The following is a 22,265-nucleotide window of genomic DNA, read 5'->3' on the forward strand; positions in this document are numbered from 1 at the left end:
CGCAGGAATGGGGAAACACCGTGTCAGGCAAGCGCTCGCCCGCGCGTCGGCCGACGATGAAGGACATCGCGCGGCACGCCGGGGTCTCCCAGAGCGCCGTCTCCTTCGCGCTGAACGGCCGCCCCGGTGTCTCGGACGACACCCGCGAACGGGTGCGCCAGGTCGCCGAGGAGCTCGGCTGGCGGCCCAGCACCGCGGCCCGGGCACTGTCCGGCGAGGGCGCGGCCACGGTCGGCTTCGTGCTCGCCCGCCCCGCGGACACCCTGGGTGTGGACTCGTTCTTCCTCCAGCTCGTCTCCGGCATCCAGGAGGTGCTGGCGGAACGTCATCTCGGGCTGCTGTTCCAGGTGGTGGAGGACGTCGACGACGAGTGCGCGGTGTACCGGCGCTGGTGGGCCGAGCACCGGGTGGACGGGGTGCTGGTGGTCGACCCGCGCACCGCCGACCCGCGCCCGGACCTCCTCGACGAACTGGGCCTGCCCGCCGTGGTGATCGGCGGCGCGCCGGACGAGCGGCACCCCGGTCTGTCGACGGTGTGGGCGGACGACGCGGGTGCGATGGCCTCGGTGGTGGACGGCCTGTACGCCCTCGGCCACCGCCGGATCGTGCACATCGCGGGGCTGCCGGGACTCGCCCACACCGAGCGCCGGATGCGGACGCTGCGCGCCGAGGCCGAGCGGCGTGGGCTGACCGGGGTCGAGTCGGTGACCACCGACTACTCGGACGCGGAGGGCGCGGCCGTCACCCGCCGGGTCCTGGAGGCCGCCGATCCGCCGACCGCGCTGATCTACGACAACGACGTGATGGCCGTCGCCGGTGCCGCCGCCGCGACCGGGCTCGGCCGCCGTGTGCCGGCGGACGTGTCGGTGGTGTCCTGGGAGGACTCGGCGCTGTGTCGCATGGTCAAGCCGTGGCTGTCCGCGCTGTCCCGGGACAGCGTGGAGTTCGGCCGTACGGCGGCCCGGGAGCTGACCGCGCTGCTGGACGGGGGGCCCGCGCGGACCGTACGGGTGCCGGTGCCGCGGTTGATCGAGCGGGACAGTACGGGGCCGGCGCGGGGAGTCTGAGACACGAAGTGGCTGACAGGCCGGGTGGCTGATCCAATCGGCGGCCGAGAAGACCAGTGGCCGAGCCACTCGGTAGCCGAGAAGCCCAGTGGCCGATCCACTTCTCGCGCTCGTGCGGTGCGGTCCGGGCCGCCGCAAACGGGCCCGTCCCCTTGCGCGCCCTCCGGGAGATAATGGGCCGCATGCGAGTACGGGGAACGGCCTGTGCCGCCGCCGGGCTGACGCTGGTCGTCGCGATCGGCTGCACCGGGGGCGACGACGAGGCTGCGCCGGCACCGAAGAAAACCTCCGCGTCGGCCCAGCCCCCCACGACCACACCCGTGCCCTCCCCCAGCAGGACGCCCGTCAATCCGGTCTCCCTGCCCGCCCTCATGGAGAAGAAGCACCGGGGCTCCGACCTCCGGCTGGGCACCGTCCTGGCCCGCACCGACGCCTACACCAGCTACCGGGTGACGTACGAGTCGAACGGTCTGACGATCTCCGGGCTCATGAACATCCCCCGCGGCAAGGGCCCCTTCCCGGCGCTGGTGCTGGCGCACGGCTACATCGACCCCGCCGTGTACACGACCGGCCGGGGGCTCGCCCGCGAGCAGGACCTCCTGGCCCGCAACGGCTACGTCGTCCTGCATACCGACTACCGCAATCACGCGGCCTCGGACGACGACCCGAACAGCGACATCAACCTGCGCCTCGGCTACACCGAGGACGTCATCGGCGCCGCGCTCGCGCTGCGCGACTCCGGGCGCCCGGAGATCGACGGCGACCGGCTCGGGCTGCTCGGCCGCTCGATGGGCGGCGGCGTCGTGTACAACACCCTGGTCGTGGCGCCGGGCCTGTTCGACGCGGCGGTCGCCTTCGCGCCGGTCAGCTCCCGCCCGGACGAGAACATCGACCAGTTCCAGCGCTCGGCAGACGACCCGCTCGTCGCCGAGATCGACGCCAAGTACGGCACACCCGAGGAGAATCCGACGTTCTGGCGGGAGGTCTCGCCCCGCACCTATGTGGACCGGGTGACCGAACCGCTGCTGATCCACCACGGCACCGCGGACGACACCTGCCCGATCGTCTGGTCGGAACGGATGGCCGCCGCCCTGAGCGGAGCAGGCAAACGCGTCGAGCTCCGCAAGTACCAGGGCGAGGGCCACACCTTCTACCCGCGGTGGCCGGCCTCCATGGACGCCACGATGGACTTCTTCTCCCGGCATCTGCGGTGACCCGGCGGGCGGCCACCAGGTCGCCGACGCCCTGGTGGCCGCCCTGTCCGAGTACCCTCAGAGCCGCGACCTGTACAGGCCGAACTCCGTTATCCGTACGGCACTTCGGGACCCGGTGACCCGCACCCGCCACCGGCGGGCCCGCACCGGAACCGGCAGCAGCAGGATCCGGCTCGCCCCGACCGTCCCGGCCCGGGTCACCTCCGTCCAGGCTCCGTCGCGCAGCGCCTCCACCACGAAGCTCTCGACCTGCTGACCGTGCGCGATGTCCTCGGCCAGCCGGAACCGGTCCACCTCGCGGGCGGTGCCGAGGTCGACGGTCACCAGGCCGGGTGCCACGGTCGTACGGGCGCCGCGCGCCAGGTCCTCGGGCAGCTCCCGGTCGATGCGGTCCCGGAACTCACGAAGTCGGGTCACGTCCGCGGCTGGCAGCAACCCGTCCGTGTCCGGCGGGATGTTGAGCAGGAGCACCGAGTTGCGCCCGACGGACCCGAAGTAGATGTCCGTCAACCGGTCCACGCTCTTGGGTTGTTGGTCGGCATGGTAGAACCAGCCGTCCCGGATGGACACATCGCACTCCGCGGGCCACCACTGGAGGTAGTCGGTGGTGGGTTGTGCCCGCACCAGCGCGGCACGGCTGCCCTGGTCGGCGGTGTCGTAGGACAGTGCCCAGTCGGTGCGCCCGTACTGGTTCTCCTTGACCGGCACGACACTCCACTCGTCCTCGCGCGCCAGCCCGCTCTCGTTGCCGACCCAGCGCAGGTCGGGGCCGGTGACGGCGATCGCCGCGTCCGGAGCGAGCGCCCGCACCAGGGTGTACCAGCTGTCCCAGTCGTAGCTCTCCACCTTGTCCGGCGGGATACGGCCCTGAGCGCCGTCGAACCACACCTCGTCGACCGGCCCGTATTCGGTGAGGACCTCGTAGAGCTGGTTGAGCATGTGGGCGCCGTAGTCGGTGGCGTCCAGCGTGTACGTCCGCGCGGGTGTGCGGTCGTCGCCCTCGACAGGCGTGGGGATGGTGCGCGTGGAGCGGGCGCTGCCGTTGGCGTAGACGCCGTCCAGGTACTGGTTCTCGTCGGCGGGCGAGATGTAGACGCCGACCTTGATGCCGTGCCGCCTCATGGAGTCGGCGAAGGAGCGCAGTACGTCACCCTGCCCGTCGCGCCAGCTGCTGGAGGCGACGGTGTGGTCGGAGTAGCGGGAGGGGTAGAGGACGAAGCCGTCGTGGTGCTTGACGGTGAGGATGGCCAGCTTGAAGCCACCGTCGCGCAGGGCCCTGGCCCACTGGTCGGTGTCCAGGCCGGCGGGCTGGAAGACGTCCGGGTCCTCGTCCCCCGTCCCCCATTCCAGGCCGGTGAAGGTGTTGACGCCGAAGTGCAGGAACGCGGTGCGCTCCAGGGCCTGCCAGGCGATCTGGCGTGGGGTGGGCCGGACTTGGGACGCCTTGCGCACCAGGTCCTCGGCCGTGTCGTCGGGGCTGACGGGGATGCGGTGGGCGGGTTCGGCCGGAAGGGGGGCTCCGGCGGCGGACGTCGGGGTGAGGCCGGTCGCGAGGAACGCGGAGACCGAGCCGGCGACGAAGGTGCGTCTGGAGACGGTCATGGAGGTGGGGCTCCTCAGGTCAGCTGCCATACGGCGGGCGGGTGCTGGTCGGGCGGGTACTGCACGATCCGGCCGTTCGTCACGCTCATGGCCATCTGCGTGATGGCGTTGACGAGGCGGTATCCGTCCCCGGCACGCTGCAACTCCCAGCGTTGCAGCGTGTTCGCGGTGGCGCAGGTGTCCCAGGTGGCCTCGACGCCGGGCTGGAGCGGGACGTTGAGCGTCAGCTTGCCGCCGCTCACGGCCAGGCAGCCGGCCGGGCCGCGCAGGGTCACATAGCCGTCCGGTGTGCGCGCCACGTCGGCGTCGAAGGACACGCCGTCCGCCTGGAAGGTGTACGTCCCGTCCGCCACCGGCGGCTTCGTCGGGTCCCGCCATCCCGGCGCGTGCCCGACAGCCGTACCGCGCGCGGTGAACTCGGTGTACGTGGCGTCCGGATGCGGGGCGCCCCAGGTGGCCTGGGCGATGTGGCGCAGGGCGGGCCAGAGCCGTACCGCGACCTCGTTCTCGGTCTCCCCGCGCCCGTTGTCCGGCCAGAGGCTGATCTTGGCGCCGGTGATGCCCTCGGCGGAGGTGAGCTTCTCGCCCTCGAAGCTGCGCGGGTCCCAACTCTGGTCGTACAGGCCCTCGGTGTCGCTGTGGAAGCCGCCGCGGACGAGGTAGAGGGCATAGGCCGCGTTCATCAGCGGATAGCCCTGGGCGATGATCCGGCTGGGCTTCACCGTCACGTTCAGCCAGTGCTCGACGGTCGTGCCGGCCGTCACCGGGACGGTGTTGGCGCCGGTGAGCCCGTCGTTCCAGATGCGCAGCTTCTTGCCCTTGCCCGCCGCGTAGGTGTGGACGCGGTTGACGAAGTCGATGAAGGCGTCCTGCGGGGTGGCGCCGGAACCGTACCTGTCCTGCGCGTACTTGAGGATCTGCGGGTACTTGGCGAAGTCGGATCCGAGCATGTACTCGTCGGCGCCCATGTGCCAGGCCGGGGCCTTGAAGACCTGGGCGTACTCGTCGATCAGGCCGGTGTAGTAGTCGAATGCGGCGGGCTGGGTGATGTCGAGCCGCGAGGGCTGCTTGTCGCCGTCGGCGTCGGTGAGCTGGAGATCGGGGCGGTTCTCGATCCACGGGTCCATGTGCCCCGGGGAGTTGATCTCCGGGATGATCTCGACGTGGTACTTCTCGCCGAGGGCGACGAGCTGCCGGATCTCGTCCTTGGTGTAGTAGCCCCAGGTGTTCGCCTCGGGGTGGGCGTCGCTCTTCACCTTCAGTTCGAGGAGCAGCTGGTTGAGCTTGTTGTACGCCATCTCCCGGACGAGGTTCTCCAGCCAGGGCAGGGAGATGTGGACGTAGCAGGCGCAGACGCCGACGCCGCGTTCCTTGTAGCGGGGCACGTCCACCGTGCGTCCGGCGGGGATCCTGTCGTCCTGGGCGAGGAGTTGGAGGAGGGTCCGGGTGCCGTGGAAGGCACCGGTCTCGGTGGCACCGGTCACCGACAGCCGCTTTCCGGACCGGAGTTCGTAGCCCTCGGCTCCGAGCGACTTCCGGGACGGCAGAACGTCGACAACGATGTCCCCGGCACGCGCCGCGCCACCGACGACCGGCACGGTGCCGTGTCCGGCATCCCGGAGATCGTCGGCGAGGGTGTCGGCGACCCTGCGCTCGGCCGGACCGTCCGCCACGAGGCGGGTACCGGGTCCGAAGTCGTAACGGCCGGATTCCGGTGTCCAGTTGCTCAGTGCGGGCACCGTGACCGGCGGTCGGGTCCCCTCCTGGGCGACCGCCGGGACCGGCGCCAGGAGCAGGGCCAGTGCGGCTGCGACGCCCAGGATCTGACGTCTCGGAAACGTTCTCACGAGCGACTCCCATTCATCGGATGACTGATGATTGGACTGCCCCCAGAGACTGTCAATGGGACGAGAAGTCAGCCAAGTTGAGCCATTGATCGGATGACCTGGGCTTCTTCGGATGCCCGGTCGCGAAAAGTCCAAGAACACCGGCGCGAATGTCCAAGGCGGCCCTCCGCCCGCCCGAAGGCCTGGCCCGGGCCCGGCCCCCTCTCGACGTGACGCCCGAGCAGAGGCACAGTTCTCCCTACGTACTCGCCAGTACCCCCGAGGAGCACCCGTGACCAGCTGGATCGGCCGGACCGCCGCCGAGATCGCCGCCGCCGTGCAGGAGAAGCGGGCCACACCCCGTGAGGTGGTGGCCGAGCACCTCGCCCGGATCGAGCGGCTCGACGGCCGTATCGGGGCCTTCCGGACGGTACGGGCGGAGGCCGCACTCGCCGAGGCGGACGAGGTGGGCGCCCGCGCCGACCTGGCCGAGCTGCCCCTCGCGGGTGTGCCGATCGCCGTCAAGGACAACCTCGCCGTACGCGGCGAGTCCAAGCGCGTCGGCTCCGCGGCCACACCGGACACCCCCTCCACCGAGGACCATGTCACGGTGGCCCGGCTGCGGGCGGCGGGCGCGGTGGTCGTGGGTCTGACCAACGTGCCGGAGCTGTGCGTCTTCGGTACGACGGAGGGCGTGCACGGCACCGCCCGCAACCCCTGGGACACCTCGCGCACCGCGGGCGGCTCCTCGGGCGGCAGCGCGGCCGCGGTCGCCGCGGGCCTGGTGCCGATCGCGCTGGGCAACGACGGCATGGGCTCCCTGCGCATCCCGGCGGCCAACTGCGGCCTCGTCACCATCAAGCCCGGCCACGGCGTGGTCCCGGCGGGCGTCAGCGACGGCGACTGGTTCGGTATGTCCGAGAACGGGCCCCTGGCCACGACGGTCGAGGACGCCCGGCTGATGCTGGACATCCTGGCGGACACGGAGCCGGCGTCCCCGTCCGCGGCCGCGACGCACACCATCGCGCTCTCCCTGCGCAGCCCGATCGCCGGCATCGCCATCACCAAGCCGTACACGGCCGCCGCCCGGGAGGCCGCCGGAGTCCTGATGAAGGCGGGCCACCAGGTCCGCCGCGCCGACCCGTCCTACCCGATGTCGCTGAGCTTCACCTCGCTCGCCCACTGGACGGCCGGCACCTCCGAGGACGCCCAGGGCCTGGACCCGCGACGGCTGACGCGCCGCACCCGGGTCCACGCGGCGGTGGGCCGCCGCTTCGTGAAGGGGGTGCGCACCGGCGCGAGCCGCGACGCACTGCGCCGCCGCCTGGAGCCGTTCTTCGAGGAGTACGACGTCCTGCTCACCCCGGCCCTGGCCCGCCGCTCCCCCAAGTCGGTGCCCTGGCACGAGCGGGGCTGGCTCCGCAACGTCCTCGCCAACACCAACTACTCGCCGCTCACCCCGCCCTGGAACCTCACCGGCTGGCCCGCGATGTCCGTCCCCTTCGGCAAGCTCCCGTCCGGCGCCCCCACCGCCGTGCAACTGGTGGGACGGCCGGGCTCGGAGGCGGTACTGCTGGAGGTCGCGGAGCAGCTGGAGAAGCTGCACCCGTGGGAGCGGACGGCACCGCTGGACTGAGCCGGGTCAGCCCCAGCCGGGCGGCAGGAGGTCCCAGGAACTGCGGCCGAGCCACTCTCCGAAGGTGACGGGGCGGGCGCCACGCATGTGGTCGAGGGAGAGCGGCACGATCAGATCGCAGGTGGCCCGCCCGTCCCACCAAACGGTGTCGGCGAGCGGGCCGGTCAGCGCCAGGAGCGTGGCGAAGCCGCAGCCGTGCTCCTGGACGACGATCGCGCCGGCTGTCCTGCGGTCCTCGAACGCTCCGCACTCGTCGTCCCACGCCTGCCAGGCGGCCTGATGGGCGCCGGCGTCGGCGAAGTCCTCGGCACGCGGCTCACGGCCGCTGAGCTGGTCGTCCTCGACGACGTAGGTGTCGGGGTGCGGAAAGGGAACGGCGAGCAGCTCGCGCGCCGCACGGGAGTTGTTCTCCCACCACCAGCCCTGTTCCGTCCGCGCCAGCCGGGAGACGGTCCCGCCCGCACCCGCCTCCAGCAGATACGCGCGGTACTCGGCAGCGAACGAGACACCCAACTCCCGCTCGGCCGCGGCCACCTCGGTCGCACTCAGAGGCGGTGTCTCCACCTAGAGCGCCTTGTACATCACGTGCAGCCCCACCAGCCCCTGCCGCGGATGCTCATACGCGTCCGGCACCGTGCCCAGCACGGTGAAGCCGAGGGAGGTCCACAGGGCGACGGCCGGGTTCGTCTCGACGACGGCGTTGAAGACCATGCCGCGGTACCCGTCGGACTTGGCGGCGGTCAGGACATGCTCGGCGAGGGCGCGGCCGACGCCCCGGCCCGTGTGGTCGGGGTCGACCATGAAGCCCGCGTTGGCCACGTGGGCGGCGGGGCCGCCGTAGTTGGGGGTGGTGTAGGCGGAGGCAACCACGGCGCCGGCCTCGTCCTCGACGACGTACACGCGCTTGGCCGGACTCATCCACAGCGCCCGTGCCGCCTCCTCGGAGGTGTCCGGATCCCAGGCGTAGGTCTCCCCCGCGGCGACGATCCGGTGCCAGAAAGGCCAGATCCGCGGCCAGTCGTCGGCCGCGGCTTCTCTGATCAGCATGGGCGTGAGTCTGGCACGCCCATGCTGACGGCGATCGCGACGGGGCTCAGTCCACGCTGGGCAGGATGTGGGGCTCGGCCAGGTCGTCCTCGTATCCCGCGAGACGGATGGGGGCGGAGCGCGCCCACACGTCGAGGCTGCCGAGCTGTCCGGGCCTGCGGCCCGCTCGCTCGGGGCGTTCCTTGGGCCGTTGATCGCGATTCGTCTTCTCCGGTGTCACCGCGCACTCCTTATGTGTCGGGTCACCCTCGGGGCATACCGGTCAGTGTGCGATCTGTCACCGGACGCCCGCTCGGGTCTGAGTCGAGAACAGCTCGGACGCGGTGGCGCCGGTCACTCATGTCAGAACAGGCCGTGGTGATCGGCTGCCCCAGGACGGACGGTGGGTGTGGGTGGGACCCCGTACTGCTGTCCGTCCGCTACAGATTAACCAAATGAGCGGAGGCCCGCTCGATGGGGCTGAAAACAAGGGGTAACTTTCCCAAGTCGCCTGTGTGCACTCAGTCCTACTATGTGCTGGTTTGCCATCTGATGCCCCGTCGAGACATCACCCGTTCGGCCTACGTCGGCGATCGCGCCTTCGAGGACCCCGACAGCGCAGTTCAAGTCCCGTTGGCCGAATCGCAAGGCGGCCATGATCTGCTGACGGACGGCAACGGCTTGTCCGGCGGGAGGACTGGCGCATGGAGCTGCGCAGTGTCGAAGAGCTGATGGATCTGCTGTACGCCTGCCGGCATCAGCACGCGCTGCGGACCGCCGCACTGCTGCGCCGCGGCCGGCCCGCCGACAAGGAGCTTCAGGTGGCGGGGCTGGTGCACGGCGTCGGGCAGCTGCTGTGCCCGGGCGACGAGACCTTGCGGGCCGAGCGCGCGGCCGAAGCCGTGCGGCCCCTGCTGGGCGAGCGGGTCTTCCACCTCGTACGCCGACACGGTCGCGTCGGCGACGACGATCTGATGCGCCTGCGGCTGGCGGACGAGGAGAGCCGGACCGCGGGCTTCGACGCCGGGGTCCTGGAGGACTGGCGCACCGTCCTGGAACTGGTGGCGGCCAGGAACTCCCGTCTCGGGGCTGTCGACTGACGGTCCGTCATGAGACGGTACGCCGATGACGTCGCCGTACGGACTTCAGGGCAGGGCCGCGATCGTCACCGGCGGCACGCGCGGCATCGGGCGGGCGGTCGCCGGGCAACTGGCCTCGGCGGGCGCGCTGGTGTGCGTGACCGCGCGCGACGCGGCGGAGGTGCGGCGGGTCGCCGCCGAGCTGGACGGCGTCGGCGTGGCGGGGAGTGTGGCGGATCCGGCACATCTGGACGAGGTCGTCCGGCTCGCCCTGGGCACGTTCGGCCGGATCGACGTCGTCGTCAACAACGCGGCGACCAACCAGCCGTACGGCCCGCTCATGGACGCCGATCCGCAGGCCTGGCGCGAGGCCTTCCTCGTCAACGTGGAGGCGCCGCTGCGGCTGGTGCAGGGCGCATGGCGGGCGTGGATGCGGGAGCACGGCGGTGCGGTCGTCAACATCTGCACGGAAGGCGCGGAACACGTGGGCCCGCAGATCGGTGCCTACGGAACGAGCAAGGCGGCTCTGCTCCACCTCACCCGACAGCTCGCGGGCGAGCTCGCCCCGCGGGTGCGGGTCAACTCCGTCTCCCCCGGTCTCGTCCGCACGGAGATGGCCCGTTTCGTGTGGGAGCCGGGCGAGGACGAGCTCGCGGCGGGGCTGCCGCTCGGACGGATCGGGGAGCCGGAGGACGTGGCCCGGGCCGTCGTGTGGCTGGCCTCGGACGCGGCGGAGTGGGTGACCGGGGCGGACCTGCTGGTGGACGGGGGGACACGGGTGCGGGCCGCGTCCTCCTCCGGGGCGTACGCGGTGCACGAGCGGCTGCGCTCGCAGGTGCCGGGAGCCGGCTGAGTGCGCGTGCCCGAGATCAAAGCGGTTACGCGGTTGCCCTCCGACCGGGCGACAGGCCCGCGGGCCTGCGTGGGATCGAACCAGAAGAACGCGTGACCATCGCACCGGGCACACCGGCGCTCCACCGTCACGGTAGAGCGCCGGCGCCCGGGCCCGCGAGCGAATAAGGGCCTACCACTTGCCTGGCGCGTAGTCCTTCATGAAGACGCCGTACAGGTCCTCGCCCGCCTCACCGCGCACGACCGGGTCGTAGACGCGGGCCGCGCCGTCGACCAGGTCGAGGGGGGCGTGGAAGCCCTCCTCCGCGAGGCGCAGCTTGTCGTAGTGGGGGCGCTCGTCGGTGATCCAGCCGGTGTCGACGGAGGTCATGAGGATGCCGTCGCTCTGGAACATCTCCTGGGCGCTGGTCCGGGTGACCATGTTCATCGCGGCCTTGGCGGCGTTGGTGTTCGGGTGGCCCGCACCCTTGTAGCCGCGGCCGAAGACACCTTCCATCGCCGAGACGTTGACGACGTAGGCACGGCCGCTCGCCGCCTCCTTCGCCGCTGCGGCCATCGCCGGCCGGAGCTTGCTGATGAGGATGAACGGCGCCGTGTAGTTGCACAGCTGGGTCTCGAGGAGCTCCACCGGGGAGATCTGCTCGATGGTCTGCACCCAGGTGTTGGTGTCGACGACGTCCGGGACGAGACCGCCGGCGTCGATGGCGGTGCCGTCCAGGTGCCGGGCGACGCTGGCGTTGCCGGCGACCAGGGCGAGGTCGGCGACCTGCTGGGCGTCGAGACCGCTGATGCCGACCGGCAGCGCGGCGAGGCCGTCCACGGCGCCGGAGCCGAAGGCGCCGATGACATGGTGGGCGGGCAGTTCACCGGCGGGCAGCGGGGCGCTCTCGCCGTCGACCAGCGCGGCGTACGCCGAGGGCAGGCGGCGTACGGTCTGCGTGGCGTTGTTGATCAGGATGTCCAGCGGGCCCGCCTCGGCGACCTGGTCGGCGAGGGCCACGGCCTGGGCCGGGTCGCGCAGGTCGATGCCGACGACCTCCAGGCGGTGGATCCAGTCCGCGGAGTCGTCCATGGCCTTGAAGCGGCGGATGGCGTCCTTGGGGAAGCGCGTGGTGATCGTGGTGTGCGCGCCGTCACGCAGCAGCCTGAGCGCGATGTACATGCCGATCTTGGCGCGGCCGCCGGTGAGCAGGGCGCGCTTGCCGGTGAGGTCGGCGCGGACGTCGCGCTTGTCCCGGTTCAGGGCGGCGCAGTCCGGACAGAGCTGGTGGTAGAAGTAGTCGACTTCCACGTACCGGGTCTTGCAGGTGTAGCAGGAGCGCGGGCGCTGGAGTATCCCCGCGATCCTCCCGGCCTCGGTGACCGACGACGGCAGGATGCCCTCGGTCTCGTCGTCGATGCGCTGGGCGGAGCCGGTCGCCGTGGACTCCGTGACCGTCTTGTCGTGGGCGGTCTTGGCGGCCCGGCGCTCCTGGCGACGGCGCTGCTTGACGGTGCGGTAGACGCCGGCGGTGGCCCGGCGCACGGCGATCGCGTCCGGGTGGTCGACCTCCAGCTTGTCCAGCTCGTCGAGCACGCCGAGGCAGACGGCCAGTCGCTCCGGGTCGATGCCGGGGCCGTGGACGACCTCGTCGCCGGGCTCGTGGACGACCTCGTCCGTGGTCGCCGGGCCTTCCTCTGTCACCGTCATCGCGCTGCCGTTTCCTTGGCTCACCGTGCGGCGCTCCGACCGCGTCCGCTTTCGAACAGGGAATTCTACGGAGCGCCGGGCCGGTCCTCCAAAAACCGGGACGGTCAAGCCTCGCAGGCGGTGATGAGCGTCTCGACCTCCTCGGTGATGGCCTTGGCCAGGACGTCGAGGTCCGGCACCGCCTCGGCGTCGGCGACGAGGCCGTAGTGGACCCGCCCCCGGTACGTCGAGACCGCGACCGCGAGGGACTGACCGCGGGCCAGCGGCGCGAAGGGGAAGACCTCCGTGACCTGATGGCCGCCGAGCTTCAGACCGATGCTCGGCAGGGGGACGCTGGTGACGAGGATGTCGAACCAGAGCCGGGCGGCCTGGCTGACCAGCGGTCCGCCGAGGCGGTGCCCCAGCGCGGGGACGTGGTCGGCGAGCAGGGCGACCGCGCCCGCGCCACGGTTGGGCCCCGCGTCCTTGTTGCGGTCCATCGCCGTGCGGACCGTGTCGAGGCGGGCGAGCGGGTCGGGGTCGTCGACCGGGAGCCGTATCAGGTAGCCGGAGAGCCGGTTGCCCTGTGGGTGCGCGGTGCGCGGGCGGCGCTTGGAGACCGGGATCAGGGCGCGGGGTGCGACGCCCTCGCTGCCGTCGCCGCGCTCGTCCAGCCAGCGGCGCAGGGCGCCGGCGACGACCGCGATCAGGACGTCGTTGACGGTGCCGCCCTGGGCCTTGCGCACCCGGTGCACGTCGTCGAGGTCGACGACGACTCCTGCGGTACGGCGGGTTCCGCTCGGCTCGGAGGTCAGCGCGGACGACGAGCGCACCCCGACGGTGGACAGGGCGACGGACGCGCCGATGTCGAGGGCGCGGCCCACGTCGGAGACGGTGCCCTTGATGAACCCCGGCAGCTTGCGTACGTCGGGGAAGAAGCCCTTCGCGGGCTCCTCGGGACGCGGCTTGCGGGCCGGCAGGTCCATCGGGTCGAGGATGGCGGCCGCGAGGGTCAGCGCGCGCAGTCCGTCGGCCAGGGCGTGGTGGAACTTGAAGAGCACGGCGAAGGAGAAGCCGTCCTCCCCGGGGAGCACATGGGCCTCCCACGGCGGCCTGCCCCGCTCCAGCGGACGCTCCATGAGCCGCCCGGCCGCGGCCTGGAAGTCGGCGGTGGGCGCGTGCAGCCGGACATGGTCCAGGGGGTCGAAGTCGGGGGCGGGCTCTCGCGTGGCGCCCCCGAAGGCCAGCGGCTGCCAGACGTCCCGGATCCGCATCCGCAGCCCCGGCACCGCCGCCGCCCGTGCGGCGAGCAGGTCGGCCGCGTGGGCGCCCGCGGCGGGCGAGTGGGCCGAGAAGACGCCGAGGGCGCCCAGGTGCATGGGGTGTTCCGGGGACTCGATGTTCCAGAAAGCCAGGTCGAGAGGGGCGAGCAGGTCAGAAGTCAATGGCTTGCCTCGCGTCGACGACGGGTGAGCAAGCAGTCAATCGCCCGCACGTGATTACGGTCAAGTACGATCAAGCTACGCACAGTTAACAGCAGATTAAGTCCAGCCATGGGCGCCCCAGCAGCCACAGGGGCGCCCCTCACTGTGTCTCAGGACACCTGCTGGCCCTTCCCGAGCGCGATCACGCCACCCTTGGAGACGGTGTAGAGCTCCGCGTCCCGCTCCGGATTCACCCCGATCGTCGCACCCGGCGGCACCTCGACGTTCTTGTCGAGGACGGCGCCGCGCACCACCGCGCCCCGGCCTATGCGGACGTTGTCGTGCAGGATCGAGCCCTGGACCACCGCCCCCGGGTCCACCCTGACGCCCGGCGACAGAATCGACCGCGTGACCTGGCCGCGGATCAGGCACCCCGCACTGATGATCGACTCGCTGGCCATGCCGCCCGCGTTGAACCGGGCCGGGGAGAGCTGGCCGGAGTGGGTGTAGATGGGCCACTGCCGGTTGTAGAGGTTGAACGCGGGGCGCTCGGCGATGAGGTCCATATGGGCGTCGTAGTAGGCGTCCAGGGTGCCGACGTCACGCCAGTAGCCCTGGTCGCGGGTCGTCTCACCGGGCACGTGGTTGAGGCTGAAGTCGTACAGCTGCGCCTCACCCCGGTCGGTGAGCTGGGGCAGGATCGAGCCGCCCATGTCGTGCACCGAGTCCTCGTCCTCGGCGTCCCGCTGCAGCGCCTCTATCAGCGCCTTGGTGGTGAAGATGTAGTTGCCCATCGAGGCGAAGACGCACTCCGGGTCGTCCGCGAGACCGGGCGGGTCGGCGGGCTTCTCCAGGAACCGCTCCACGGTCAGCCCGTCCGACCCCGGCGTGATCACACCGAACTGCGAGGACTCCGAGCGCGGCACCCGGATGCCGGCCACCGTCACCCCCGCCCCGCTCTCGATGTGCTGGGTGAGCATCTGCCGCGGGTCCATCCGGTACACGTGGTCGGCGCCGAACACCACGACGTACTCGGGCTCCTCGTCGTGCACGAGGTTCAGCGACTGCAGGATGGCGTCGGCGCTGCCCAGGTACCAGCGCGGGCCGAGCCGCTGCTGGGCCGGGACCGGGGTGACGTAGTTGCCGAGCAGGCTCGACATCCGCCAGGTGGTGGTGATGTGCCGGTCCAGCGAGTGCGACTTGTACTGCGTCAGGACGCAGATGCGCAGGATGTCGCCGTTCACGAGGTTGGAGAGGACGAAATCGACCAGGCGATACGTTCCTCCGAAAGTGACCGCTGGTTTCGCGCGGTCCGCGGTCAGGGGCATCAGGCGTTTGCCTTCTCCACCCGCCAATACGATTCCGAGCACCGAAGGTCCGCCACGCCGCATGGCCGCTCCCCTCACCCTGGTTGATCCATGCCTGCCCTGGACCGGTGTCTAGTACGCCTGTTTGAGGATCTCCTCATAGAGCCGCACCGTCCGCCGCGCCACCGCGTCCCAGCCGAACTCGCCCACGGCGCGCTCCCGTCCGGCCTCGCCCATCCGCCGGGCCCCCTCCGGATCACCGAGGACCGAGTCCAGCGCACGTGCCAGCGCGGGCTCGAAATCGTCGTCCACCGGGACGAGCACGCCGGTCTTGCCGTCGTCGACGACCTCCGGGATGCCACCGATCCGCGAGGCCACCACGGGGGTTCCGCACGCCATGGCCTCCAGGTTGACGATGCCGAGAGGTTCGTACACCGAAGGGCAGACGAACACGGCGGCGTGTGTGAGGAGTTGGATCACATCCGGACGCGGCAGCATCTGCGGGATCCAGTGGACGCCCTCGCGGACGCTGCTCAGCTCCTGGAACAGCTCGCGGAACTCTCGGTCGATCTCCGGGGTGTCGGGCGCTCCGGCGCACAGCACGACCTGTGCGGCCGGGTCGATGTCCCGTACCGCGCGCAGCAGATGGGGCACGCCCTTCTGCCGGGTGATGCGGCCGACGAAGAGCACGAAGGGCCTGTCCGGGTCGACGCCGATGCGGGTGAGGGCCTCGGTGCCGTGGTCGGGCCGGTAGAGCGCGGTGTCGATGCCGTTGTGCACGACGTGCACCCGGGCCGGGTCCAGGGCCGGATAGCAGGCGAGAATGTCCTCGCGCATGGCTCCCGACACGGCGATCACCGCGTCGGCGGCCTCGATCGCGGTGCGCTCGGCCCAGCTCGACAGGGCGTACCCGCCGCCGAGTTGCTCGGCCTTCCAGGGGCGCAGCGGCTCCAGCGAGTGCGCGGTCATCACGTGCGGGATGCCGTACAGCAGCTTGCCGAGGTGGCCGGCCAGGTTGGCGTACCAGGTGTGCGAGTGCACGAGTTCGCGGCCTGCGAGGCCCGCGGTCATCGCAAGGTCCACGGAGAAGGTGCGCAGCGCGTCGTTGGCGGTGTCCAGCACGGGCCAGGAGCGATGGCGCACGACGCCCTCGGCGCGGCCCTCGCCCCAGCAGTGCACGTCGAGGTCGATCAGGGAGCTCAACTCCCGGGCGAGGAACTCGACATGGACGCCCGCGCCGCCGTACACGTCCGGCGGGTACTCCCGGGTCAGCAGTCCCACTCGCACCCGGAACCCCCTGTTCTCAGCGGCTGGTTGTTCCTCATGGTCACCCAGATGCGGCGCCCGGGGAAGACCGCGGGGGCCGTGTGAAGCAACAGTCGCCGCAGACACCCCCGCCGGGCACGCGGTAGTAGAGGCAGCAGCTGCGGCGCCGCAGGGTGCCCGCGTCGAGCGTGCCGGCGAGACCGGGGTGGGCGAGGAGTCCGGTGACCAGGGCGCGGGTGCGGGCGGCGGCCTCGGGGCGGTCGTTCGCCCGCGCCCATCCCGCCAGCTGCCGGGCGGCCCCGGCCAGCGCGGAGGCCGCATTGCCGCGCAGCAGTCCGGCCGCGACCCGGTACCGGGTGTGCAGCGCCTCCCCCAGCGGTGCGAGGTGGCCCTCCAGTACGGCCTCCGCGAGGCTCGCGGCGTCCCCGGGCAGCGGGCGGACCTCGGTGAGCCACAGGTCGTCGGGGGCGCTGCCGTCGGCGTCCCAGCGCACGAGCCGGGCGTCCAGGTCGGGGATGCGGCCGTACAGGACGGCACAGCCGAGCGCCGCCGACCACAGCCGGGACGCGAGTCCCTGGTGGGCGATCGAGGCGGCGATGCGCAACTCGGGGGCGCCCAGCAGGCCGGCGACCTTCCGAATACGGAAAGTCATGGAATTTCCATAAACATCATACTTTTCGTCTTCGTACGCCTGGGCGAGCGTCGGCAGTGTTGAACGCGGCGCTGCGCCCGTGCGTAGGAGAAAGAAGCCGCCGAGCGGGCGGAGCGCGGCGAGATCGGCGTCGAGGTCCACGAGGAGCAGTAGTACCAAGGCCCCTAGGGGGTGTCCCCAGGAGGGCTCTGCGTGGTGTCACCCACCTTGGGGAGGACCCACCCTCCGTAGTACTCCATCGGCAGTAGGACCCATTGCCTGCTCAGGTACGACGACGGGAATGGCTTTTCGCGGCATCGTGTTGCACATGGAAGCCGACCGTTCGCCGCGCCGGGGCCGTCGCCCCTGCCTCACGCAGAGGAGCAGCTCATGAGCGCCCTCGCGTTGTCCGTGGTCCTGTCGCTCGTTTCCGCCGTCGCGTACGCCGGTGGGGCGATCGTCCAGGAGCAGGTCGCGGTGTCCTCCCCCGAGCAGCAGTTCGCGCCCCTGCGGCGGGCGAGCTGGTGGGCGGCGGTCGCGCTGAACGGCCTCGGCGGACTGCTGCACGTGGTGGCGCTGGCGTACGGCCCGCTGAGCCTGGTGCAGCCGCTGGGCGCCCTGACCATCGTGTTCGCCCTGCCGATGGCGGCACTGTTCGTGCGCCGCAGGGCCGGAGCGACGGCCTGGCGCGGCGCGATCATGTCGACCGTGGGTCTGGCCGGTCTGCTCTCCCTGGTCGGCACGTCCGACGCACAGTCGCTGGACACGACGCAGCGGGTGGCCGTCGCCACGGCCACCGGCCTCGCCGTCGTCGCGCTGATGATCGCGGGCCGGGCGGCCCACCGGCACCCGGCGGTGCGCAGCATCCTGCTCGCCACCGGGTCCGGCATCGCGTTCGGCATGTCCTCGGTGTTCACCAAGACCGTCGCGGTCGACTGGACCGGCGGTGTGTCGACGGCGGACGTTCCCTCCCTGGCCGTGATCGGCGTCCTGGCCACGGCCGGTGTGCTGCTCTCCCAGGCCTCTTATCGCGGTGCGGGTCTCGCGGCCCCGCTGGCCACCCTCACGGTCGTGAACCCGGTGGCCGCGGCCGCGGTCGGCATCACGATGTTCGGCGAGACCTTCCGCTACGGCACCACGGGCACCGTGCTCGCCCTGGGCTGCGCCGTGGTGGCGGCGGGCGGTCTGATCCTGCTGACGACCGAGCGGCTCGCACGCACCGAGACGCAGCCGCAGCCCGAGCCGGCCGCGGCGCTGCCCGAGCCCGCCGCGAGGGTGAGCGTGCCGACCGCCAGGGTGAACGTGCCGGAGCCCGCCTCCGCCCAGCAGCTGCTGGCCGGCCTGGCCGAGTCCGTCACCGCCGAGGAACTGCTCGCCGGCCTCCCCGAGCAGTCGGCGGTCCGGGAGGAGGTCCTGGTCCCGGCGCCGGAGTCGGTCCAGGACGTCGCCCCGCAGGACCCCGACGACTCACCGGTCTTCCTCTACGGCCCGCTCTACGGCGCGTCGTACGTCCCGATGCGGGTCCCCGACCGCCATCGCATGCGGGTCAAATCCTGACCGCACGCGATGCGCACGCGACCATGTCCCCGACAGAGCTCAGAGCCTGACACCGCCCGTCCGCAGATACGCGACCGGATCGATGTCGGTGCCGAAGCCGGGACCCGACCGCACTTCGAAGTGCAGATGCGGGCCCGTGCTGTTGCCCGTGGACCCGGAGCGGCCGATCCGCTGGCCGGCGCCGACGCCCTGTCCGCTCTTCACGGAGATCGCCGACAGATGCGCGTACTGGGTGTACCTGCCGTCCCCGTGCCGGATCACCACCTGGTAGCCGAACGAGCCGGCCCACCCGGAACTGACCACCCGCCCCGCCGCGACCGCCTTCACGGAGGTGCCGGTGGGCACGGCGAAGTCGACGCCGGTGTGATAGCCCTTCGACCAGGACGAACCCGCCTTGTGGTACGGCGTTCCCGTGGGGGCGTCGACCGGGGCCACGAGGGAACGACTCGTCTCCCTCGCCTCCTCCGTGTCCGAAGCGGACTTCTCCGACGTCGACTTGGAGGACGTCCCGGTGGTCGTCGTCACCGCCTTGCCGCGCAGACTGAGCCGCTGCCCCGGCAGGATGAGATCGGGATCGGCCCCGATGGTCTTCCGGTTCGCGGCGTAGAGCCGCTGCCAGCCGCCCTTGACGTCCTCCCGGTCGGCGATGCCGGAGAGGCTGTCGCCGTGGACCACGGTGTACATCTCGGCCGTCCCGGCCCGGGACTGGGGCGTGGTCTGCGGCTGTACGTCCTGGACGGAGCTCTTGGTGGACCCCGCGGGGTGGATGTCCGGGGTGTCGCCCCCGCGGGTGAGCCCGGCCTCGACCGAGCACACCGGCCAGGCTCCCGGCCCCTGCCCGTCCAGCACCTTCTCCGCCACGGCGATCTGCTCGTCCTTGGTGGCGAGATCGGCCCGCGGCGCGTACCGCGTACCGCCGAACGCCTCCCAGGTGGACTGGGCGAACTGCAGCCCGCCGTAGTACCCGTTGCCGGTGTTGATGCTCCAGTTGTTGGTCGACTCGCACGCGGCGACCTTGTTCCAGGTGTCCACGTCGGCCGCCTGGGCCGTACCGGCACCGATGAGCGGCATCGCCATTCCGGCACCGCCCGCCGTGACCGTGAGCGATGCGCGGTTGATCCTGTTCGGCTGATACCGGCGGTGCCGGCCGCGTACGGCCATGGAGCTCCCCCTCGACATTCGTCAGGAGGGCCAAAAGTAAGCGCCCCGAACAGGCCATGACAAGACGGCAATCGGCCGCCCTGCACCGCGAACGACCAGGAACGCGCCGCACTTTCACCACGGCTGAGGCGGATGGGGCCCTCGTCCGTATCTGCGTACGTCACGCCGAGCACCCCGGACATGCGCTCGGCGTAGCGGCAAGTCAGGATGGTCGGTGGGGCGATACTGACGTGCACGACCGGCACCACCGATACCGGATCCTTTAGGAGCCAACCGAATGAGCAATACAGCCCAGATCGGCGTCACGGGACTCGCGGTCATGGGCCGCAATCTCGCCCGGAACTTCGCACGCAACGGCTACACGGTCGCGTTGCACAACCGGACCGCGGCGCGTACGCACGCCCTGGTCGAGGAGTTCGGGAACGAGGGCGACTTCATCGCGGCGGACACCGCCAAGGAGTTCGTGGCGGCACTGGAGCGGCCGCGGCGGCTGGTCATCATGGTCAAGGCGGGCGATCCGACGGACGCGGTGATCGACGAGTTCGCACCGCTCCTGGAGCCCGGCGACATGATCATCGACGGTGGCAACGCGCACTTCGCGGACACCCGCCGCCGTGAGAAGGCACTGCGCGAGCAGGGCATCCACTTCGTCGGCATGGGCGTCTCCGGCGGCGAGGAAGGTGCGCTCAACGGGCCGAGCATCATGCCGGGCGGCCCGAGGGAGTCGTACGACTCGCTCGGACCCATGCTGGAGAAGATCTCCGCCAAGGCGGTCGACGGTGCGCCCTGTGTGACGCACGTCGGTCCGGACGGCGCGGGGCACTTCGTGAAGATGGTGCACAACGGCATCGAGTACGCCGACATGCAGCTGATCGGCGAGGCGTACCAGCTGCTCCGCGATGTCGCCGGGTACTCGCCCGCGCAGATCGCGGACATCTTCCGGACCTGGAACACGGGCCGGCTGGACTCCTACCTGATCGAGATCACCGCCGAGGTGCTGTCCCACGTGGACGCTGCGACCGGCAAGCCCTTCGTGGACGTGGTCGTGGACCAGGCGGAGCAGAAGGGCACGGGGCGGTGGACGGTACAGATCGCCCTCGACCTCGGCGTCCCGGTCTCCGGCATCGCCGAGGCGGTCTTCGCTCGCTCGCTGTCCGGGCACGCCGAGCTGCGGGAGGCCTCGCGGGGGCTGGCGGGGCCCCAGGCGACCGCGCTGGGCGAGGCGGAGGCCGGCGCGTTCGCCGACCGGGTCGAGCAGGCGCTGTACGCCTCGAAGATCGTGTCGTACACGCAGGGCTTCCACGAGATCGCGGCCGCTCGTGAGGAGTACGAGTGGGACATCGACCTCGGTGCGGTGTCGGCCATCTGGCGTGGTGGATGCATCATCCGCGCCGCGTTCCTGGACCGGATCCGGGCCGCGTACGACACGCGGGCCGATCTGCCGAGTCTGCTGTCCGACGAGACGTTCGCCCGGGAGATCGCCGACGCGCAGGACGACTGGCGTGAGGTGATCGTCGCGGCGACCCGGCAGGGGGTGCCCACGCCGGGGTTCTCGGCGGCGCTGGCGTACTACGACGGGCTGCGTTCCGAGCGGTTGCCCGCGGCGCTGACGCAGGGGCAGCGGGACTTCTTCGGAGCCCACACGTACCGGAGGGTGGACCAGGAGGGGTCGTTCCACACGCTGTGGGGTGGGGACCGGTCCGAGGTGTCCGCGTAGCGCCTGGCGGACGAAGTGCTTCGGTACGAGGGCGGGCGCGGGGAACCGGTGGGTTGATCGCGCAGTTCCCCGCGCCCCTCAGCCTCGTTTCACTCAGCTGAGCGGAGGGCCTGGCTCCGGGTTCGGTACCGGCTCCGGGGGGACCGGGGACGGTGCGGGGTCGGGAGTCGGGGTCGGGCCCGGTGTCGGAGGGGTCGGCTGCGGCGGGGGGTCCGGGTAGGGGCCCGGCGTCGGGCCCGGGTGGACGGGGTCCGGGAACGGGTTGGTCATCGTGTCCTCCAGCCAGTGGTGACGTCGGCTCTGGACTACTCCCCCGCGTACCCGGCGTCCGCCGCCCCAGTCACCCGGATGGACCGCTTCAGAAGCGCCCGGGGTGGGCGGCCAGCCAGCCCTTCGCCGCGCGGAGCAGCTCGGGGCCGGCGGGCGGGGCCTCCTCGGGGTGGCGTTCGGCCCACTTGACGACGTAGGGGCAGAGCGGGGCCACCACGATGCCCTCGCGCTCGGCGGTGGCGTAGAGCTCGCGGGCCAGGGAGCCCGCGATGCCCTTTCCCTCGTGGGCCGGTTCCACGATCGTGTGGACGGGGACCAGGGCGCGCTCGGGCGATTCGAGGACGAAGTACTCGATGCGGCCCACGACTTCACCGTCGCCGAGGGCCTCCAGGCGGCCGGCCGGGCGGTCGTCGCGGATCTCGATGTCGCTCATGGGCACGCTCCTGGTCGAAAGCCGTACGGGGATCAGGCCGGTACCGACTGCGGGCCGCGCTCCTGGTCCGAGCCCGGCACCGGCTCCGACGGATCCGCGCCCAGGGCCACGATCCGGTTGTCGCGGTCCACGTGCACGACCCTCGGTTCCAGCACCCGCGCCTCGGCATCGGTCACTTGAGCGTAACTGATGATGATCACCAGGTCGTCGGGGTGGACCAGATGCGCGGCGGCCCCGTTGATACCGATCACTCCGGAGCCGCGCTCGCCCTCGATGACGTACGTCTCCAGGCGGGCGCCGTTGGTGATGTCGACGATGTGCACGAGCTCGCCGGGCAGCAGGTCGGCGGCGTCGAGGAGGTCCGCGTCGATGGTCACCGATCCCACGTAGTGCAGGTCGGCCTGGGTGACGGTGGCGCGGTGGATCTTGGACTTGAACATGGTACGAAACATGAAGAAGCTCCCGTTCGGTCTGCTCCCTGCCTGCTGTGCAGGTCAAGGGCGGTGGCGGAAGCGTACAACCCTTCGC

Annotated in this window: 20 protein-coding genes; 7 read left to right on the plus strand and 13 right to left on the minus strand. The window is 71.4% G+C overall.

Annotation, left to right across the window (positions count from 1 at the left end):
- The first annotated feature begins 56 nt into the window (after nucleotides 1-56).
- Nucleotides 57-1,067: a LacI family DNA-binding transcriptional regulator gene (locus ACWD3I_RS19810; protein ID WP_365400840.1), complete on the plus strand. Its 1,011-nt coding sequence runs from the start codon at nucleotides 57-59 to the stop codon at nucleotides 1,065-1,067.
- Nucleotides 1,068-1,249: 182 nt separating this feature from the next.
- On the plus strand, nucleotides 1,250-2,281 hold the full coding sequence (locus tag ACWD3I_RS19815; RefSeq protein ID WP_365400759.1) for an alpha/beta hydrolase family protein: 1,032 nt from the start codon (nucleotides 1,250-1,252) through the stop codon (nucleotides 2,279-2,281).
- Between the two features lie 57 nt (nucleotides 2,282-2,338).
- Here the strand turns inward: ACWD3I_RS19815 and ACWD3I_RS19820 are convergent, their stop codons facing one another.
- Together ACWD3I_RS19820 and ACWD3I_RS19825 are read right to left on the minus strand one after the other, a co-directional pair.
- On the minus strand, nucleotides 2,339-3,883 hold the full coding sequence (locus ACWD3I_RS19820; protein WP_365400761.1) for an alpha-L-fucosidase: 1,545 nt from the start codon (nucleotides 3,881-3,883) through the stop codon (nucleotides 2,339-2,341).
- 14 nt (nucleotides 3,884-3,897) lie between these two features.
- Nucleotides 3,898-5,730, minus strand: a complete 1,833-nt coding sequence (locus ACWD3I_RS19825; protein WP_365400764.1) for a family 20 glycosylhydrolase — start codon at nucleotides 5,728-5,730, stop codon at nucleotides 3,898-3,900.
- 271 nt (nucleotides 5,731-6,001) lie between these two features.
- On the opposite strand from ACWD3I_RS19825, the gene ACWD3I_RS19830 reads away from it, so the two are divergent.
- The gene (locus ACWD3I_RS19830; protein WP_365400767.1) at nucleotides 6,002-7,345 is read left to right on the plus strand and encodes an amidase; all 1,344 of its coding nucleotides are present in this window, start codon (nucleotides 6,002-6,004) and stop codon (nucleotides 7,343-7,345) included.
- Nucleotides 7,346-7,351: 6 nt separating this feature from the next.
- Here ACWD3I_RS19830 and ACWD3I_RS19835 read toward each other — a convergent pair whose 3' ends face one another.
- The 3 genes from ACWD3I_RS19835 to ACWD3I_RS19845 are packed head-to-tail and all read right to left on the minus strand — an operon-like array spanning nucleotide 7,352 to nucleotide 8,612.
- Nucleotides 7,352-7,909: an SMI1/KNR4 family protein gene (locus ACWD3I_RS19835; protein ID WP_365400770.1), complete on the minus strand. Its 558-nt coding sequence runs from the start codon at nucleotides 7,907-7,909 to the stop codon at nucleotides 7,352-7,354.
- Nucleotides 7,910-8,392, minus strand: a complete 483-nt coding sequence (locus tag ACWD3I_RS19840; protein ID WP_365400773.1) for a GNAT family N-acetyltransferase — start codon at nucleotides 8,390-8,392, stop codon at nucleotides 7,910-7,912.
- 46 nt (nucleotides 8,393-8,438) lie between these two features.
- Nucleotides 8,439-8,612, minus strand: coding sequence for a hypothetical protein (locus ACWD3I_RS19845; protein ID WP_107080540.1), 174 nt, complete (start codon nucleotides 8,610-8,612; stop codon nucleotides 8,439-8,441).
- 463 nt (nucleotides 8,613-9,075) lie between these two features.
- Here ACWD3I_RS19845 and ACWD3I_RS19850 point away from each other — a divergent pair, with 463 nt between their 5' ends.
- Both ACWD3I_RS19850 and ACWD3I_RS19855 read left to right on the plus strand, forming a co-directional pair.
- Nucleotides 9,076-9,471 (plus strand): hypothetical protein, encoded by a 396-nt coding sequence (locus ACWD3I_RS19850; RefSeq protein ID WP_365400777.1) that lies wholly within the window; start codon nucleotides 9,076-9,078, stop codon nucleotides 9,469-9,471.
- Between the two features lie 25 nt (nucleotides 9,472-9,496).
- Nucleotides 9,497-10,303 carry an SDR family oxidoreductase gene (locus tag ACWD3I_RS19855; protein ID WP_365400780.1) on the plus strand — a complete coding sequence of 269 codons (807 nt, stop codon included), beginning with the start codon at nucleotides 9,497-9,499 and terminating at the stop codon, nucleotides 10,301-10,303.
- A gap of 171 nt (nucleotides 10,304-10,474) precedes the next feature.
- On the opposite strand, the gene ACWD3I_RS19860 is transcribed toward ACWD3I_RS19855, so the two are convergent.
- The 5 genes from ACWD3I_RS19860 to ACWD3I_RS19880 form a co-directional block, all read right to left on the minus strand.
- A complete protein-coding gene (locus ACWD3I_RS19860) occupies nucleotides 10,475-11,992 on the minus strand; it encodes an SDR family NAD(P)-dependent oxidoreductase (RefSeq protein ID WP_365400783.1) in 1,518 nt (505 codons plus the stop codon).
- Nucleotides 11,993-12,096: 104 nt separating this feature from the next.
- The gene (locus ACWD3I_RS19865; RefSeq protein WP_365400785.1) at nucleotides 12,097-13,416 is read right to left on the minus strand and encodes a wax ester/triacylglycerol synthase family O-acyltransferase; all 1,320 of its coding nucleotides are present in this window, start codon (nucleotides 13,414-13,416) and stop codon (nucleotides 12,097-12,099) included.
- Nucleotides 13,417-13,565: 149 nt separating this feature from the next.
- Nucleotides 13,566-14,786 carry a glucose-1-phosphate adenylyltransferase gene (gene glgC / locus ACWD3I_RS19870; protein ID WP_365400788.1) on the minus strand — a complete coding sequence of 407 codons (1,221 nt, stop codon included), beginning with the start codon at nucleotides 14,784-14,786 and terminating at the stop codon, nucleotides 13,566-13,568.
- Between the two features lie 48 nt (nucleotides 14,787-14,834).
- Nucleotides 14,835-15,989 carry a glycogen synthase gene (gene glgA, locus ACWD3I_RS19875; protein WP_365400790.1) on the minus strand — a complete coding sequence of 385 codons (1,155 nt, stop codon included), beginning with the start codon at nucleotides 15,987-15,989 and terminating at the stop codon, nucleotides 14,835-14,837.
- 40 nt (nucleotides 15,990-16,029) lie between these two features.
- Nucleotides 16,030-16,779: a (2Fe-2S)-binding protein gene (locus tag ACWD3I_RS19880; protein ID WP_365400793.1), complete on the minus strand. Its 750-nt coding sequence runs from the start codon at nucleotides 16,777-16,779 to the stop codon at nucleotides 16,030-16,032.
- Nucleotides 16,780-16,989: 210 nt separating this feature from the next.
- Here ACWD3I_RS19880 and ACWD3I_RS19885 point away from each other — a divergent pair, with 210 nt between their 5' ends.
- Nucleotides 16,990-18,156 (plus strand): DMT family transporter, encoded by a 1,167-nt coding sequence (locus tag ACWD3I_RS19885; protein ID WP_365400796.1) that lies wholly within the window; start codon nucleotides 16,990-16,992, stop codon nucleotides 18,154-18,156.
- A gap of 39 nt (nucleotides 18,157-18,195) precedes the next feature.
- On the opposite strand, the gene ACWD3I_RS19890 is transcribed toward ACWD3I_RS19885, so the two are convergent.
- Complete coding sequence (locus ACWD3I_RS19890) at nucleotides 18,196-19,317, minus strand: transglycosylase family protein (protein WP_365400799.1); 1,122 nt, start codon at nucleotides 19,315-19,317, stop codon at nucleotides 18,196-18,198.
- A gap of 277 nt (nucleotides 19,318-19,594) precedes the next feature.
- On the opposite strand from ACWD3I_RS19890, the gene gndA reads away from it, so the two are divergent.
- Complete coding sequence (gene gndA, locus ACWD3I_RS19895; protein WP_365400802.1) at nucleotides 19,595-21,034, plus strand: NADP-dependent phosphogluconate dehydrogenase; 1,440 nt, start codon at nucleotides 19,595-19,597, stop codon at nucleotides 21,032-21,034.
- Nucleotides 21,035-21,392: 358 nt separating this feature from the next.
- Here the strand turns inward: gndA and ACWD3I_RS19900 are convergent, their stop codons facing one another.
- Nucleotides 21,393-21,737, minus strand: a complete 345-nt coding sequence (locus ACWD3I_RS19900; RefSeq protein ID WP_266885222.1) for a GNAT family N-acetyltransferase — start codon at nucleotides 21,735-21,737, stop codon at nucleotides 21,393-21,395.
- 32 nt (nucleotides 21,738-21,769) lie between these two features.
- A complete protein-coding gene (panD, locus tag ACWD3I_RS19905) occupies nucleotides 21,770-22,189 on the minus strand; it encodes an aspartate 1-decarboxylase (RefSeq protein WP_365400805.1) in 420 nt (139 codons plus the stop codon).
- Nucleotides 22,190-22,265 lie beyond the last annotated feature (76 nt).

This window comes from Streptomyces sp. NPDC002817, from assembly GCF_053592055.1.

Excerpts from the sequence above, each read along its gene's own strand:
- ACWD3I_RS19810 (WP_365400840.1), top strand. The coding sequence starts at position 57 with ATGAAGGACATCGCGCGGCACGCCGGGGTCTCCCAGAGCGCCGTCTCC.
- ACWD3I_RS19815 (WP_365400759.1), top strand. The coding sequence starts at position 1,250 with ATGCGAGTACGGGGAACGGCCTGTGCCGCCGCCGGGCTGACGCTGGTC.
- ACWD3I_RS19820 (WP_365400761.1), bottom strand. The coding sequence starts at position 3,883 with ATGACCGTCTCCAGACGCACCTTCGTCGCCGGCTCGGTCTCCGCGTTC.
- ACWD3I_RS19840 (WP_365400773.1), bottom strand. The coding sequence starts at position 8,392 with ATGCTGATCAGAGAAGCCGCGGCCGACGACTGGCCGCGGATCTGGCCT.
- ACWD3I_RS19850 (WP_365400777.1), top strand. The coding sequence starts at position 9,076 with ATGGAGCTGCGCAGTGTCGAAGAGCTGATGGATCTGCTGTACGCCTGC.
- ACWD3I_RS19855 (WP_365400780.1), top strand. The coding sequence starts at position 9,497 with ATGACGTCGCCGTACGGACTTCAGGGCAGGGCCGCGATCGTCACCGGC.
- ACWD3I_RS19860 (WP_365400783.1), bottom strand. The coding sequence starts at position 11,992 with ATGACGGTGACAGAGGAAGGCCCGGCGACCACGGACGAGGTCGTCCAC.
- glgC (WP_365400788.1), bottom strand. The coding sequence starts at position 14,786 with ATGCGGCGTGGCGGACCTTCGGTGCTCGGAATCGTATTGGCGGGTGGA.
- ACWD3I_RS19885 (WP_365400796.1), top strand. The coding sequence starts at position 16,990 with ATGAGCGCCCTCGCGTTGTCCGTGGTCCTGTCGCTCGTTTCCGCCGTC.
- ACWD3I_RS19890 (WP_365400799.1), bottom strand. The coding sequence starts at position 19,317 with ATGGCCGTACGCGGCCGGCACCGCCGGTATCAGCCGAACAGGATCAAC.
- gndA (WP_365400802.1), top strand. The coding sequence starts at position 19,595 with ATGAGCAATACAGCCCAGATCGGCGTCACGGGACTCGCGGTCATGGGC.
- ACWD3I_RS19900 (WP_266885222.1), bottom strand. The coding sequence starts at position 21,737 with ATGAGCGACATCGAGATCCGCGACGACCGCCCGGCCGGCCGCCTGGAG.
- panD (WP_365400805.1), bottom strand. The coding sequence starts at position 22,189 with ATGTTTCGTACCATGTTCAAGTCCAAGATCCACCGCGCCACCGTCACC.